The organism is Bacillus sp. FSL K6-3200, from assembly GCF_038630485.1.
Classification (GTDB): Bacteria; Bacillota; Bacilli; order Bacillales; family Bacillaceae; genus Bacillus; species Bacillus safensis.
This window is the reverse complement of record NZ_CP152032.1, coordinates 768,057-782,160: the sequence shown is the minus strand read 5'-3', so window position 1 is coordinate 782,160 and position 14,104 is coordinate 768,057. Positions and strand designations below refer to the sequence as shown.

10 protein-coding genes and 1 pseudogene are annotated in these 14,104 nt (G+C 41.4%); 8 read left to right on the top strand and 3 right to left on the bottom strand.

Features of this window, described 5'->3' with window-relative positions; genetic code table 11:
• The first annotated feature begins 317 nt into the window (after nucleotides 1–317).
• From gatC to gatB, 3 genes are read left to right on the top strand one after another with little or no spacing between them, the layout of a single operon-like run.
• Complete coding sequence (gene gatC / locus MHI60_RS04035) at nucleotides 318–608, top strand: Asp-tRNA(Asn)/Glu-tRNA(Gln) amidotransferase subunit GatC (protein WP_024424549.1); 291 nt, start codon at nucleotides 318–320, stop codon at nucleotides 606–608.
• Between the two features lie 14 nt (nucleotides 609–622).
• A complete protein-coding gene (gatA, locus tag MHI60_RS04030) occupies nucleotides 623–2,080 on the top strand; it encodes an Asp-tRNA(Asn)/Glu-tRNA(Gln) amidotransferase subunit GatA (protein WP_041116096.1) in 1,458 nt (485 codons plus the stop codon).
• A 13-nt stretch (nucleotides 2,081–2,093) separates the two neighbouring features.
• A complete protein-coding gene (gatB, locus tag MHI60_RS04025; RefSeq protein WP_059374649.1) occupies nucleotides 2,094–3,524 on the top strand; it encodes an Asp-tRNA(Asn)/Glu-tRNA(Gln) amidotransferase subunit GatB in 1,431 nt (476 codons plus the stop codon).
• A 165-nt stretch (nucleotides 3,525–3,689) separates the two neighbouring features.
• On the opposite strand, the gene MHI60_RS04020 is transcribed toward gatB, so the two are convergent.
• Entirely contained in the window at nucleotides 3,690–4,535 is an 846-nt protein-coding gene (locus MHI60_RS04020; RefSeq protein WP_095407910.1) for a TetR/AcrR family transcriptional regulator, read from the bottom strand.
• A 131-nt stretch (nucleotides 4,536–4,666) separates the two neighbouring features.
• Between MHI60_RS04020 and MHI60_RS04015 the strand changes: the two genes are divergently transcribed.
• Nucleotides 4,667–7,882, top strand: coding sequence for an efflux RND transporter permease subunit (locus MHI60_RS04015; RefSeq protein ID WP_144472545.1), 3,216 nt, complete (start codon nucleotides 4,667–4,669; stop codon nucleotides 7,880–7,882).
• Between the two features lie 31 nt (nucleotides 7,883–7,913).
• Here the strand turns inward: MHI60_RS04015 and MHI60_RS04010 are convergent, their stop codons facing one another.
• Entirely contained in the window at nucleotides 7,914–8,867 is a 954-nt protein-coding gene (locus MHI60_RS04010; RefSeq protein ID WP_144472543.1) for a nucleoside hydrolase, read from the bottom strand.
• A 181-nt stretch (nucleotides 8,868–9,048) separates the two neighbouring features.
• Here MHI60_RS04010 and MHI60_RS04005 point away from each other — a divergent pair, with 181 nt between their 5' ends.
• The 4 genes and pseudogenes from MHI60_RS04005 to MHI60_RS03990 form a co-directional block, all read left to right on the top strand.
• On the top strand, nucleotides 9,049–9,957 hold the full coding sequence (locus tag MHI60_RS04005) for a diacylglycerol kinase (protein WP_024424554.1): 909 nt from the start codon (nucleotides 9,049–9,051) through the stop codon (nucleotides 9,955–9,957).
• Nucleotides 9,958–10,018: 61 nt separating this feature from the next.
• Complete coding sequence (gene rlmD / locus MHI60_RS04000; protein ID WP_144485795.1) at nucleotides 10,019–11,398, top strand: 23S rRNA (uracil(1939)-C(5))-methyltransferase RlmD; 1,380 nt, start codon at nucleotides 10,019–10,021, stop codon at nucleotides 11,396–11,398.
• A gap of 250 nt (nucleotides 11,399–11,648) precedes the next feature.
• Nucleotides 11,649–12,623 (top strand): tRNA-dihydrouridine synthase, encoded by a 975-nt coding sequence (locus MHI60_RS03995; RefSeq protein ID WP_095407913.1) that lies wholly within the window; start codon nucleotides 11,649–11,651, stop codon nucleotides 12,621–12,623.
• Nucleotides 12,624–12,729: 106 nt separating this feature from the next.
• Nucleotides 12,730–13,173, top strand: a pseudogene (locus MHI60_RS03990) (SMI1/KNR4 family protein); the annotation flags it as partial.
• Between the two features lie 143 nt (nucleotides 13,174–13,316).
• On the opposite strand, the gene MHI60_RS03985 reads toward MHI60_RS03990, so the two are convergent.
• Complete coding sequence (locus MHI60_RS03985; protein ID WP_095407914.1) at nucleotides 13,317–14,081, bottom strand: MurR/RpiR family transcriptional regulator; 765 nt, start codon at nucleotides 14,079–14,081, stop codon at nucleotides 13,317–13,319.
• Between the last annotated feature and the right edge of the window lie 23 nt (nucleotides 14,082–14,104).

The window sequence follows — 14,104 nt, the reverse complement described above, 5'->3', positions numbered from 1 at the left end:
ACTTAACCTAACAGAGTATTCCCAAGTGATCAACCTGCCTAAACCTCTTCATTTTGAAGAAAAAATCCACAGACCAGTGATAAGAATTAGTGTGTAAGCGTTTACAAAAATAAACAAAAGTAAAAATTTTCTGAAAAATAAAAAGTCACCTGATGAATATTTCTTTTATCGATTTGATAATAAAGACGTTTCAAGAAAACGGACCTTTTACCGCACCTGCGTAAAGTTGCTTTAGAACAGTAAAATTTGATATGATAAAGTGTATATGACTTATGATCATGACCACGAGTACGCATCATTTTTGGAGGTGAACCTGCATGTCAAGAATTTCAATAGAAGAAGTCAAGCACGTTGCGCATTTAGCAAGGCTTGCGATTACAGAAGAAGAAGCTGAGATGTTTACAGAACAGCTTGATAGCATCATTTCATTTGCAGAGCAGTTAAACGAGGTAGATACGGAAAACGTTGAACCTACTACACACGTATTAAAAATGAAAAACGTCATGAGAGAAGATGTTCCGAATAAAGGTCTTTCCATTGAGGCAGTCGTCAAAAACGCGCCTGATCATAAAGACGGCTATATTCGTGTGCCATCAATTTTGGACTAAAGGAGGCCCGAGACATGTCACTGTTTGATCACAAAATTTCTGAATTAAAAGAGCTTTTACATAAAAAGGAACTGTCTGTTTCTGATTTAGTGGACGAGTCTTATAAACGAATCAATGAAGTAGACGGGAAAGTACAAGCATTCCTTGCACTGGACGAAGAAAAAGCACGTGCGTATGCAAAGGAATTGGACGAGGCAGTTGGTGAAAAGGACGAGCTTGGCCTATTGTTCGGTATGCCGATCGGTGTGAAAGATAACATTGTTACAAAGGATTTGCGTACAACAGCTTCAAGTAAAATCCTGCAAAACTTTGATCCAATTTATGATGCAACCGTTGTGAACCGCCTAAGAGACGCTGAAGCAGTCACAATCGGTAAATTAAATATGGACGAATTTGCTATGGGATCTTCTACGGAGAACTCAGGCTTTAAAGCGACGAAAAACCCATGGAATTTAAACACCGTTCCGGGCGGATCAAGCGGTGGATCAGCAGCTTCTGTTGCAGCAGGTGAAGTACCGTTCTCTCTTGGATCAGATACAGGCGGTTCTATTCGTCAGCCGGCATCTTTCTGCGGGGTTGTCGGTCTTAAGCCGACATATGGCCGTGTATCCAGATACGGATTAATCGCATTTGCTTCATCATTAGACCAAATTGGTCCGATTACACGTAATGTAGAAGACAACGCATATGTTCTTCAAGCGATTGCAGGTGTCGATCAAATGGACGCAACAAGCGCAAATGTCGATGTCCCAGATTTTCTTTCTTCATTAACTGGCGACATCAAAGGTCTGAAAATCGCTGTGCCGAAAGAATACCTTGGCGAAGGCGTTGGCGAGGAAGCAAAAGAGTCCGTTCTTCAAGCGTTAAAAGTATTAGAAGGACTTGGTGCTTCGTGGGAAGAAGTATCTCTTCCGCACTCTAAATATGCACTTGCGACTTACTACTTACTGTCTTCTTCAGAAGCATCTGCAAACCTTGCACGTTTTGACGGCATCCGCTATGGCTACCGTACAGATAATGCAGACAATCTTATTGATTTATACAAAAATACTCGTTCTGAAGGCTTCGGAGACGAAGTGAAGCGCCGCATCATGCTTGGTACATTCGCGCTAAGCTCAGGATATTACGATGCGTACTATAAAAAAGCGCAAAAAGTCCGTACATTGATCAAAAAAGACTTTGAAGATGTTTTCGAAAAGTATGATGTCATTGTAGGACCTACAACGCCGACTCCTGCATTTAACATTGGTGAAAAGACAAGCGACCCGCTAACCATGTATGCAAACGATATTTTAACGATCCCTGTTAACCTTGCAGGCGTTCCAGGAATCAGTGTGCCTTGTGGATTTGCAAATGGCCTTCCGTTAGGACTGCAAATCATCGGCAAGCACTTTGACGAAGGAACAGTGTACCGCGTGGCTCACGCTTTTGAGCAAGCAACAGATCATCATAAAGCAAAACCTGAACTGTAAGGGGTGAATTAGAATGAACTTTGAAACGGTAATTGGACTTGAAGTCCACGTAGAGCTAAAAACACAATCAAAAATTTTCTCAAGCTCGCCGACACCTTTTGGTGCAGCTGCCAACACGCAAACAAGTGTCATCGATCTTGGGTATCCTGGCGTACTGCCTGTACTGAACAAAGAAGCGGTGAACTTTGCGATGAAAGCGGCCATGGCGCTGAACTGTGAAATCGCAACAGATACAAAATTTGACCGTAAAAACTACTTCTATCCTGATAACCCAAAGGCGTATCAAATTTCTCAATTTGATAAACCGATCGGTGAAAACGGCTGGATTGAAATTGAAGTAGAAGGCAAAACAAAACGAATCGGTATTACGCGTCTCCATTTGGAAGAGGATGCTGGGAAACTGACGCACACAGGCGACGGTTACTCACTCGTCGATTTCAACCGTCAAGGTACACCGCTAGTTGAAATCGTATCTGAGCCAGATATTCGCACACCAGAAGAAGCGTATGCTTACTTAGAAAAATTAAAATCCATTATTCAATATACAGGCGTTTCTGACTGTAAGATGGAAGAGGGCTCACTTCGCTGTGATGCCAACATTTCTCTTCGCCCAATCGGCCGTGAAGAGTTTGGTACAAAGACAGAGCTCAAAAACTTGAACTCATTCGCTTTCGTACAAAAAGGCCTTGAATTCGAAGAGAAGCGTCAAGAGCAAGTATTGCTTTCTGGCGGCTTGATCGAACAGGAAACCCGCCGTTATGACGAAGCGTCTAAAAAGACAATTCTCATGCGCGTCAAAGAAGGCTCTGATGATTACCGCTACTTCCCAGAACCGGATTTGGTGGAGCTGTACATTGATGACGAGTGGAAAGAACGTGTAAGAGCATCTATCCCAGAGCTTCCAGACGAGCGCCGCAAACGCTACATCGATGAGCTTGGACTTCCTGCATACGATGCAATGGTACTCACGCTGACGAAAGAAATGTCTGATTTCTTTGAAGCGACCATTTCAGAAGGTGCAGAAGCGAAGCAAGCATCAAACTGGCTCATGGGTGAAGTATCTGCTTACTTAAACTCTGCTCAAAAAGAGCTGGAGGATACAAAGCTAACACCGCAAGGACTGGCTGGTATGATCAAGCTTATTGAAAAAGGAACGATTTCCTCTAAGATTGCGAAAAAGGTATTCAAAGAGCTCATCGAAAATGGGGGAGATGCAGAAACAATCGTCAAAGAAAAAGGACTTGTCCAAATTTCTGACGAAGGTGCGCTGCTCAAACTCGTTACAGAAGCACTTGATAACAACCCGCAATCCATTGAAGACTTTAAAAATGGTAAAGACCGCGCGATTGGTTTCTTAGTCGGACAAATCATGAAAGCATCGAAGGGCCAAGCTAACCCGCCGATGGTGAACAAGATTCTCCTTGAAGAAATCAAAAAACGATAAATAGCAAAAAACCGCCTTATGAAAAAGGCGGTTTTTTTTCTTGAAATGACAGGGTCTTATCATAGATTCAGACCACAGCCGTATATCAATTTAGAGAATCTTTTCTTATAATGAAGCATAAGCGAAAGTGCACATTCGAAGGGGAAAAGGTGAGCTAAATCCATTTTACTGAAGAAACAGCTTCAATTGTTCCACTGCTCTTAGAACAGCAGGGTCCTCACACTTTTCTAAATTCGTCAGCATCCCTTGAATGACTGGCTTACGAGGTTCAGCTTTTGCCAGCTCTTCTTCAATCACTTCAATGGATACAATGGTATCATCAGAAAGCAAATGCTCAAGCTTTAACAAACGAAGCTCCTCTTGAAGGGAATCAGCACTCGGCACTTCATCGTCCCAAATGGTTTGCTTCAAAATCGGTTTCGTCTGAGAACGAAGCAAGCCGTGGACCAGATCATCAAACCGTTCGAGTATAAAGGATGAGAGCTCATCAAATGATAATTGCATTTGATCCTGTAAAAGCAGAACCTGCACATATGATTGGATAATTCCTTGAATCATGACTGACAGGTCAGTTACATATGGTTCGATCTCCTGTCCATAAGTGGTCAAGATGGAAATTTGAATTTCATCGTTCATTTGCTTTTTCACAGTTTTTGAATACTTTTTAATTTGCTGGTTTTCCGGAATAATATTCTCGCTGAGGATCAGAATGATAAAATCCTTGTTCTCAGCAAAATGCTGAAACTGTTCAGCGATTTGTTTCTGAAAGATCTCTCTCGGCGCGAGATGCTGATTCTCTTTTCGAATCGTTTCGATAGTTTGCATCGAAGTGTCGATATAATATTCAAACGCTCGGTTGAAAAGCTGTTCTTTTGATTTGAAATGTAAATAAAATGCGCCTTTTGATATTCCGCATTCATCTGCAATTTCCTGAATGGTCGTAGAAGAAAAACCCTTTTTCGCAAACAATTGGATGCTTGCTTTAATGATTTTTTCTTTTTTTTCGTTCATGAAATAAGGCCCCTTCAGCTTTAGAATGTTACGTCACACGCAAGTGAAATGGTTGACGGCATTGTATGTCACCGTTTATTATGATATAGAATGACCAGTCAGTCAATACATAAAGGAAAATGGAGGAAATAATGAATTCGATCATCAATTTTGTATTAAAGAATAAGTTCGCTGTATGGCTCATGACGATTATCGTAACAGTTGCTGGTCTATATGCCGGATTGAGTATGAAACAAGAATCAATCCCAAATATCAACACTCCAGTCATTACGGTTTCTACAACGTACCCTGGCGCAACGCCGGACGAAGTATCAGATAAGGTGACAGATCCAATTGAAAAGTCGATTCAAAACCTCAATGGGGTCAACGTGGTCACTTCTAATTCTTTTGAAAATGCATCATCCATTCAAATCGAGTACGATTACAACAAAGACATGGATGAAGCAAAAAAGGAAATTGAAGATGCGATTAGCAATATCGATTTTCCTGAAAATGCAGAAAAACCTAAAATCGCACGCTTTAGTATTAACGCGATTCCAATTTTAGCTCTTAGTGTCTCTGGAGATAAAGAATCATTACAAGACCTTACACAAAAAGTAGAAAATGACCTCGTTCCTTCACTTCAAGGATTAGACGGTGTCTCTTCTGTCGAAACTTCAGGACAGCAAATCAAAGAAGTAGAATTTTCGTTTAAACAAAAGAAATTGAAAGAATACGGTCTAGATGAAGATACCGTTCAAAACATGATCAAAGGCTCTGATGTGAATGTACCATTAGGTCTATACACATTTGGCAACAAACAAAAATCAGTTGTCGTGGACGGCAATATTTTAAGCGTCAAAGATTTAAAAAATATGCGAATTCCAGTCACACCAAGTGCAGGCGGCGGTGCGGGAAGCGCTGGAGCTGGAGCACCTTCTAGCAGCGCAGGTGCGCAAGGTGCCGAGCAGCAGGCGGGAAGTGCAAGTCAGCAGCAAGCAGCAGCTCAGCAGCAAACAGGTGGAGGAGCAGCAAGCAGTCAATCTGTAGAGCTGCCGACGATTAAGCTATCTGAGATAGCGGATATTAAAGTCGTAAAAGATGCAGAATCGATCTCTAGAACGAATGGAAAAGACAGTATCGGTCTGCAAATTGTCAAAGGTTCTGAAGCCAACACAGTAAGTGTAGCAGAAGAAGTCACAAAAGAACTTGAGAAATTCAAAAAAGACAACAAAGGAATTAAAGTAAGCACGACATATGATCAAGCAGAGCCGATTAAAGAGTCTGTTAGCACAATGCTGAACAAGGCGATCATCGGAGCAATCTTTGCGATCATTATCATTATGTTGTTCCTTCGAGATATCAAATCAACATTAATTTCGGTCATTTCCATTCCGTTATCTCTGTTGATTGCTGTCTTATTATTAAATCAGTTGGATATCACGTTAAATATCATGACACTTGGTGCCATGACCGTCGCCATCGGGCGTGTTGTCGATGACTCGATAGTGGTCATAGAAAATATCTATCGACGGATGGCGTTAAAGGATGAACCGTTAAAAGGCAAGGCACTCGTCAGAGAAGCCACAAAAGAAATGTTTATCCCAATCATGTCTTCGACGATTGTAACAATTGCGGTATTCTTACCGTTAGCATTAGTAGGTGGAATGATTGGTGAACTATTCATTCCATTTGCCTTAACGATTGTGTTTGCGTTACTTGCTTCACTGCTTGTCGCTATTACAATTGTTCCAATGATGGCACACACTCTATTTAAAAAGAACCTGTACGGCACAGCGAAAAAGGTAAAAGAACATAAACCAAGCAAGCTTGCTGGCGGTTATAGACGTGTACTTAATTGGACACTCAACCATAAATGGATCACATCAGGAATTGCCATTCTTATGCTTGTCGGAAGTTTATTCTTAGCACCACTTGTCGGTGTCAGCTTCTTACCACAGGAAGCAGAGAAGACGGCCATGGTGACATATACACCTGAACCTGGACAAACGAGAGAGCAAGCAATTGATGAAACGAAAAAAGCTGAAGAATATTTGATGAAACGTGACCATGTCAAGACAGTTCAGTATTCACTAGGCTCTTCAAATGCCATGACAGCAAGTGTTGGCGGTAACTCTAACGGTGCGTTATTCTTCGTACAATATGATGATGACACGCCAAACTTTGATAAAGAAAAAGATCGTGTGGTCAAAGCCCTGCAAGATAAAGCATCTAAAGGGGAATGGAAATCACAAAACTTCTCATCTGCTGGTGCAAATAATACCGTGACATACTATGTGTACGGGGACAAAGCAAGTGATATTGAAGGCACAGTAAAAGATGTTGAGAACATCTTAAAAGATGAGAAAAACCTGAAAAATGTCAGCACAAGCTTATCTGAGAAATACGACGAATATACGTTTAATGCAGATCAAGAAAAACTGGCGAAACTAGGTCTAACTGCTTCACAAATCGCTCAAGCGATTGCACCTCAAAATAGTGAAACAACACTGACGAAAGTCACAGAGGACGGCAAAGAACTTGATGTGAAGCTTCAAACGGAAAAAGATGAATATAAGAGCAAAAAAGATTTAGAAAATAAAAAGATCACCACACCAACAGGGCAAGAAGTCCGAATTGGTGATGTCGTAAAAGTAAAAGATGGTACGACTGCAAATACGGTGACAAAACGTGATGGGAAAATCTACGCAGAAGTGTCTGGTGACATGACAACAGACAACGTCTCAAGTGTGACACAAGATGTTCAGAAGAAAGTCGACAAGCTTGATCTGAAATCTGGCGTAACGATTGACACAGGCGGCGTAAGTGCGGATATCGAAGAATCCTTTACACAGCTTGGCCTTGCAATGCTAGCAGCGATTGCCATTGTGTATCTCGTTCTCGTCATCACATTTGGCGGAGGTCTTGCACCATTTGCGATTCTCTTCTCACTGCCATTTACGATTATTGGTGCGCTACTTGGATTGTTTATAGCAAAAGAAACCATCAGCTTAAATGCCATGATTGGATTGCTCATGCTGATCGGTATCGTTGTAACTAATGCCATTGTCTTGATTGACCGCGTAATTCATAAAGAAAAAGAAGGTCTCTCAACAAGAGAAGCGTTACTTGAAGCAGGTACAACAAGATTACGTCCAATCTTAATGACAGCACTTGCGACGATTGGTGCACTGCTGCCACTCGCATTAGGATTTGAAGGCGGAAGCCAGATCGTATCAAAAGGACTTGGCGTTACCGTGATTGGCGGTATAACCAGTTCTACACTTCTCACATTGGTCATCGTCCCAATCGTGTATGAAATGTTAAGCAAGTTTAGACGTAAGAAAAAGTACGCAGAAGAAGAGTAAGAGGAAGCCCCGCCAATGAGCGGGGCTTTTTTTATTTTGAAATCTGACAAACAGCTTTTCTCATAAGCTCTTCAAATGCGTGGAAAAAGGCATCACGATCGACATGGTCAATCACTTGAATTGATTTTCCATCTGGATGCTCTTCGGTGCGACCTTGTCTAGGCGTTTCAGTATAAACGATCGCATTAACTTCTTTTGAACGGGTAAATGATGTAGAAGCAAGAGTAATCGTTGTCAGCACGTCCCATAAGTAATACGTCGAGTTCGTTTCATGATGAATGAGCGGCGGACAAAAGGCGTAGCACTGTCCGATAAAATCTATTCCAATATGAGAACGAAGAGAAGCCCAGCGCTGACGTACATCAAGTGTAAGCGGGACTTGATTTGTACTTTCAAGCGCGACCATCTCAATAGGAAACGGTTCCTGAAAGACAGTGCTGACAGCATAAGGGTCCCAAAATGCATTCCATTCTGCTGTCCCGTCATGCTCGGGTTCTTCAACATTGCCTTTTTCAAGGAACGTGCCGCCCATCCACACCAATTTCTCAATTTTGTTAGAGATTGAAGGATCTTCTTCTAAAGCGCGTGCAAGATCTGTGAGCGGACCAGTAAAGAGCAGGGTGACAGGTTCTTTTGCCTTCTTAACCGTTTCAATCAGGTGAAGGTGTGCTGGCAGCTTGGATACTTTTGTATCAACAGTACCTTTTTCATTTAAAATTGGCAGAGCATCTACATAAAAAGCATGCATACGCCACTCCTTCGGAAATGGATTGACGCCTCTAGAAGTTGAAGCAGCAACTTCAATTTCATAAGGGCTGAAACGATCAATGATTTTTTGAGATGCACTGAGAGCAGGCTCTAAATAACAATCAGCAGGAATCACAGACATTCCGATGACTTTCAGATGTTCCATTTGAAGGAGAAGAAATAAAGAGACGAGATCATCAACACCGCCGTCATGATTAAAATAGACAGGCTTTTTCATCGCATATCATCCTTTACAGCGTTTTCTTTTATCTTATCAGAATGCTTTCTTGCTGGGGAAAATGTGGTAGGAGATTTCACATATTAGGTGGTTGTTTTGTTGCCATTTTCAAATCTCATAGTATAATTAAAGGTTGTTAGTGGTGAAAATAGATTGCATAATGAATATAGGATGATGATGAATGAAACGTGCTCGAATTATATACAATCCGACATCTGGGCGTGAACTCTTCAAGAAGAATTTACCGCAGGTTTTGCAAAAATTTGAACAAGCTGGCTATGAAACTTCTTGTCATGCGACGACATGTGCAGGAGATGCCACGCAAGCAGCAGAAAAAGCCGCACAGAGAGATTTTGATTTAATTGTAGCAGCAGGTGGAGACGGCACGATCAATGAAGTCGTCAACGGACTAGCACCGCTTGAAAAAAGACCAAAATTAGGAATTATTCCAGTTGGAACGACAAATGATTTCGCAAGAGCACTTGGAATTCCACGAGAAGGTGTTTTGAAAGCGACAGATGCCATTATTGAGGGTGTAGCAAAGCCGCTTGATATCGGTAAAGTCAATGGCCATTATTTTATTAATATTGCTGGCGGCGGCCGGTTAACAGAACTCACCTATGAGGTGCCTAGTAAACTGAAGACCATGCTTGGACAGCTTGCTTATTATTTAAAAGGCATGGAGATGCTTCCTTCAATCCGCCCGACAGAAGTCGAAATTGAATATGACGGCAAATTGTTTCATGGAGAAATCATGCTGTTCCTTGTTTCACTCACAAACTCAGTAGGCGGCTTTGAAAAATTAGCGCCAGATTCCATTTTAGATGATGGGATGTTTGACCTGATTATTCTAAAGAAGGTCAATCTAGCAGAAGCCATTCGAGTGGTCAGCCTTGCACTGCGGGGCGAGCATATTCATGATAACAATGTCATCTACGCAAAAGCGAATCGCGTGAAGGTAGATGTAAAAGATAAAATGCAATTGAATTTAGATGGTGAATACGGCGGCATGCTGCCAGGTGAATTTGAAAACCTGTATCGCCATATTGAATTTATTGTGCCAAAAGCAACAGCTGAAAAAATAGGGTGAAGACTGAACTTGGTTCCTTATGGCGGCCAAGTTTTTCTTTGCAAATGAGGTGATAAAATTGGTGAAAATGAAACCGCCTGTTGAAAAGAATGAATACTACAATGTAACCTTCGAAGACTTAACGCATGAAGGTGCAGGTGTAGCAAAAATTGAAGGATTCCCTGTCTTTGTACCAAATGCCCTTCCTGACGAACAAGGGCAAATCAAAGTCACACGAGTCAAAAAAGGATTTGCTTTTGGACGACTCATGGAGCTGACAAAGGAAAGTCAGCACAGGCAAGATGCGCCATGTCCCATTTACAAGCAGTGCGGCGGCTGTCAAATTCAGCATATGAGCTATGAAGGCCAGCTGCTATTTAAACAGAAACAAGTAAAGGACGTTTTAGAGCGGATCGGCAAGCTTGATATGAGCCGTGTAAAAGTTCATCCTGTACTCGGCATGGAAGACCCTTGGAATTACCGAAACAAAGCACAAGTTCCAGTTGGCGAACGTGAAGGCGGACTTGTTGCAGGGTTTTATCAGCAACGTACCCATGAAATCATTGATATGGAAAAATGTTTGATCCAACAGTCAGAAAACGACGAAGTGGTACAGGCAGTAAAAGACATATGCAATGCGTTTGGCATCAAAGCATATAACGAAGAGCGGCACAAAGGATGGCTGCGTCATGTGATGGTTCGCTACGGTATTGCAACAGGTGAAATGATGGTTGTATTTGTTACTAGAACGGCTGATTTTCCGCAAAAGCAGCAGGTGATTGAGCAGATTATAGCACGCTTCCCACATGTTCGGTCAATTGTACAAAACGTGAATTCAAAGAAAACAAATGTCATTTTCGGAGATGAAACAACCGTTTTATGGGGTGAAGAATACATTTATGACACGATTGGCGACATCAAATTTGCCATTTCAGCCCGCTCCTTTTATCAAGTGAACCCAGCCCAAACAAAGGTGCTTTACGACAAAGCGCTTGAATATGCAGAGCTGCAAGGCGAAGAAACCGTCATCGATGCCTACTGCGGAATCGGTACGATTTCCTTATTTCTCGCACAAAAAGCAGGCAGAGTAAATGGCGTAGAAATTGTGCCAGAAGCAATTGAAGACGCAAAACGCAATGCTGCCTTAAACGGAATCAATAATGTTGAATTTGCAGTCGGCGAAGCAGAAACCGTCATCCCAAACTGGTACAAAGAAGGCATCAAAGCAGACACCCTCGTCGTCGATCCGCCAAGAAAAGGATGTGACGAAGCACTGCTTGACACCATTTTAAAGATGAAACCAAACCGAGTTGTTTATGTTTCCTGTAATCCTGGGACGCTTGCTCGTGATTTGAGAATTCTTGAAGATGGCGGGTATGTGACAGAGGAAGTGCAGCCTGTGGATATGTTTCCGCATACGAGTCATGTGGAGTGTGTGGCAAGTCTTGTGATTAATCAGTAATGTATTGAGATATCCCGATTTCGTGAAAAACATCGATATCGGGATATTTTTATTTTTGCCTGCTCTAATTGCATAAAAAAGGTTAACCAGAGGTCAAAAATTAATATTCACCCCGCATTTAGTTATGAAATGTCCTTTTTTGCAATTTTGCCCGGTTCATATTAAAGTATATAATGATAAAAATTGCTGAAAGACTTTATAGAAGGACATGCCCTTTAGGTGCTATGTCATGAGAGGAATTGGATGAAAGATGAGTAAAAATTTCTGGCGTGATTTACCGCGGCCATTTTTTATATTAGCACCAATGGAAGAAGTGACAGATGTTGTGTTTCGTCATGTTGTGAGTGAGGCGGCGAGACCGGATGTGTTTTTTACAGAGTTTACGAACAGTGAGAGTTATTGCCACCCTGATGGTATTCAAAGTGTGAAGGGGCGTTTAACGTTTACAGAGGATGAGCAGCCGATTGTTGCTCATATTTGGGGAGACAAGCCTGAAAACTTTAGACAAATGAGCATTGGAATGGCGGAATTAGGATTTCAGGGGCTTGATATTAATATGGGCTGTCCTGTCCCAAATGTCACACAAAATGGGAAGGGCAGCGGCTTGATTCTTCGTCCAGACGTTGCCGCAGAGCTGATTCAAGCAGCAAAAGCTGGGGGATTACCAGTCAGCGTCAAAACAAGACTTGGTTTTACTGAAGTCGATGAATGGCGCGGGTGGCTTAGACATATTTTGGAGCAAGATATTGTGAATTTATCAATCCATCTTCGCACAAGAAAGGAAATGAGCCAGGTTGATGCGCATTGGGAGCTCATTCCTGAGATCAAAAAACTTCGTGATGAAGTAGCACCTGATACTCTTTTGACAATCAATGGTGATATTCCAGATCGTCAAACAGGCTTAAAGCTCGCTGAACAGTATGGAGTGGACGGCGTGATGATTGGACGTGGGATTTTCCATAACCCATTTGCTTTTGAAAAAGAGCCGAAGGAGCATACAAGTGATGAACTGCTTGGTCTCTTAAGATTACATCTTGATCTTCATGATCAATACTCATCACTAGGTCTGCGTCCATTCAAGGCACTGCACCGTTTCTTTAAGATTTATGTAAAAGGATTCAGAGGAGCGAGTTTCTTGAGAAATCAATTAATGAACACATCATCAACAGATGAAGTGCGTGCAATGCTGGATGAATTTGAAGCGAGAAATCAAGACCAATCATGACCAACAAGAGGAGGGGTAACCCTTCTCTTTTTTTATAAATAGGACTATTAAACTAGTTCTCTTAAATGGTAAAATGAGATAGAAATAACAATTGGAGGTATTTTATTTGAAACCATTTTGGGATAGAGAAAGTGAAGAGACATTTAAGAAAATCAATGAGAAAGGCATTGCAAGAGCGGAAAAGAAGCTAGGCGTCATCTTGCCTGATACATATAAGAAACTTATCCTCGAACAAAATGGCGGGTATACCCTGCATAATGCTTTTCCAACGGATCAGCCGAATGGATGGGCAGAGGATCATGTGTCATTTGATCATTTAAGAGGGATTGCCAAAGATGAAGGCATTATGGATAGTGATTATTTAATAGAAGAATGGGAATTGCCTGAGGGACTTGTACTCATTTGTGGGGATGGTCATACGTGGATTGCATTGGATTATAGAGAAACAAAGGAGCATCCGCCGATTCACTACTTTGATCTAGAAGATGAGACGGATTTCAAATTAGCGGATTCGTTTGATGAACTGCTTGCTGGGCATTATACTGCTGAATAACATGAAAAGGAAAAGGCAGCCGCAAGTAGATATATTTCATTAAAACCGTTGTTATACAGTATTTTTTGAGAGAGACAAAAGAGTCTCTCTTTTTTTGCGAAGCAACATTGAATCTCTCTCCAAAACTGTACCTGTTATGTTTAAGTATTATTATTCAATTGGTTCACTTTCCACTCACTAAATTTCCTGACGATAATATCTGCCACAATATAAAAAGGCAGAAAGCTGGAGTTGTCCACTTTGTTATATAAGTGAAACGGGGTGCTGCTTACATAAATGTTAAACATGGCATTTTGTGCAAGGAGGTTATTCCTTAAAGTGGTCATGCTGATAAATTTGATATGTCTCGTTTTCACCAATTGAATGATATCATCTAAATTCTTCGATTCACCCGATAAAGAAATGATAAATAAAAGGTCATCCTCACCAAATTCAATGATTCCATCTGTTAAGTCCCGCTTGCTTCGTAATACTTGAGATTTTTTATGCAGTGACCATAGCTGCCGCTGTACATCATTGGCCAAATCGAGCTGTGCTGTTCCTGTCCCATAAATATAAATATACGGTGCACGATCTATCAGTTGATTTAATTGATGAAAGTCGAGCTGCTCCATATATTTTCTTGTCTGGCGGATATCTTGATCAAGCAGCTCCATTAAATCCTGTGTGGTCTCTTCAGTGAAAGCATTTAATTTCACATAAGACTTTAAGTCGCTGTAGCCGTCGAACCCTATTTTCTTGGCAAGCCGGTGGATGGATGAGATGGAAGTATGAGCATAACGGGCAAGGTCCTGAATTTTCATTGTCTTCATTTCTTCAAGATGATCATGGATCGTTTTAATAATATGCAGGTCATTCTTATTTAAATCTTCGAAGTATTTATTAACCAGCTTGTCCAGTATCATGCGATGTGCCCTCCAACATGAAA

Coding starts and splice junctions, on each gene's coding strand:
- MHI60_RS04010 (WP_144472543.1), bottom strand. CDS start 8,867: ATGAAAAAGCCTGTCTATTTTAATCATGACGGCGGTGTTGATGATCTC.
- MHI60_RS03985 (WP_095407914.1), bottom strand. CDS start 14,081: ATGATACTGGACAAGCTGGTTAATAAATACTTCGAAGATTTAAATAAG.
- MHI60_RS04020 (WP_095407910.1), bottom strand. CDS start 4,535: ATGAACGAAAAAAAAGAAAAAATCATTAAAGCAAGCATCCAATTGTTT.
- MHI60_RS03995 (WP_095407913.1), top strand. CDS start 11,649: ATGAGTAAAAATTTCTGGCGTGATTTACCGCGGCCATTTTTTATATTA.
- gatC (WP_024424549.1), top strand. CDS start 318: ATGTCAAGAATTTCAATAGAAGAAGTCAAGCACGTTGCGCATTTAGCA.
- gatA (WP_041116096.1), top strand. CDS start 623: ATGTCACTGTTTGATCACAAAATTTCTGAATTAAAAGAGCTTTTACAT.
- gatB (WP_059374649.1), top strand. CDS start 2,094: ATGAACTTTGAAACGGTAATTGGACTTGAAGTCCACGTAGAGCTAAAA.
- MHI60_RS04015 (WP_144472545.1), top strand. CDS start 4,667: ATGAATTCGATCATCAATTTTGTATTAAAGAATAAGTTCGCTGTATGG.
- MHI60_RS04005 (WP_024424554.1), top strand. CDS start 9,049: ATGAAACGTGCTCGAATTATATACAATCCGACATCTGGGCGTGAACTC.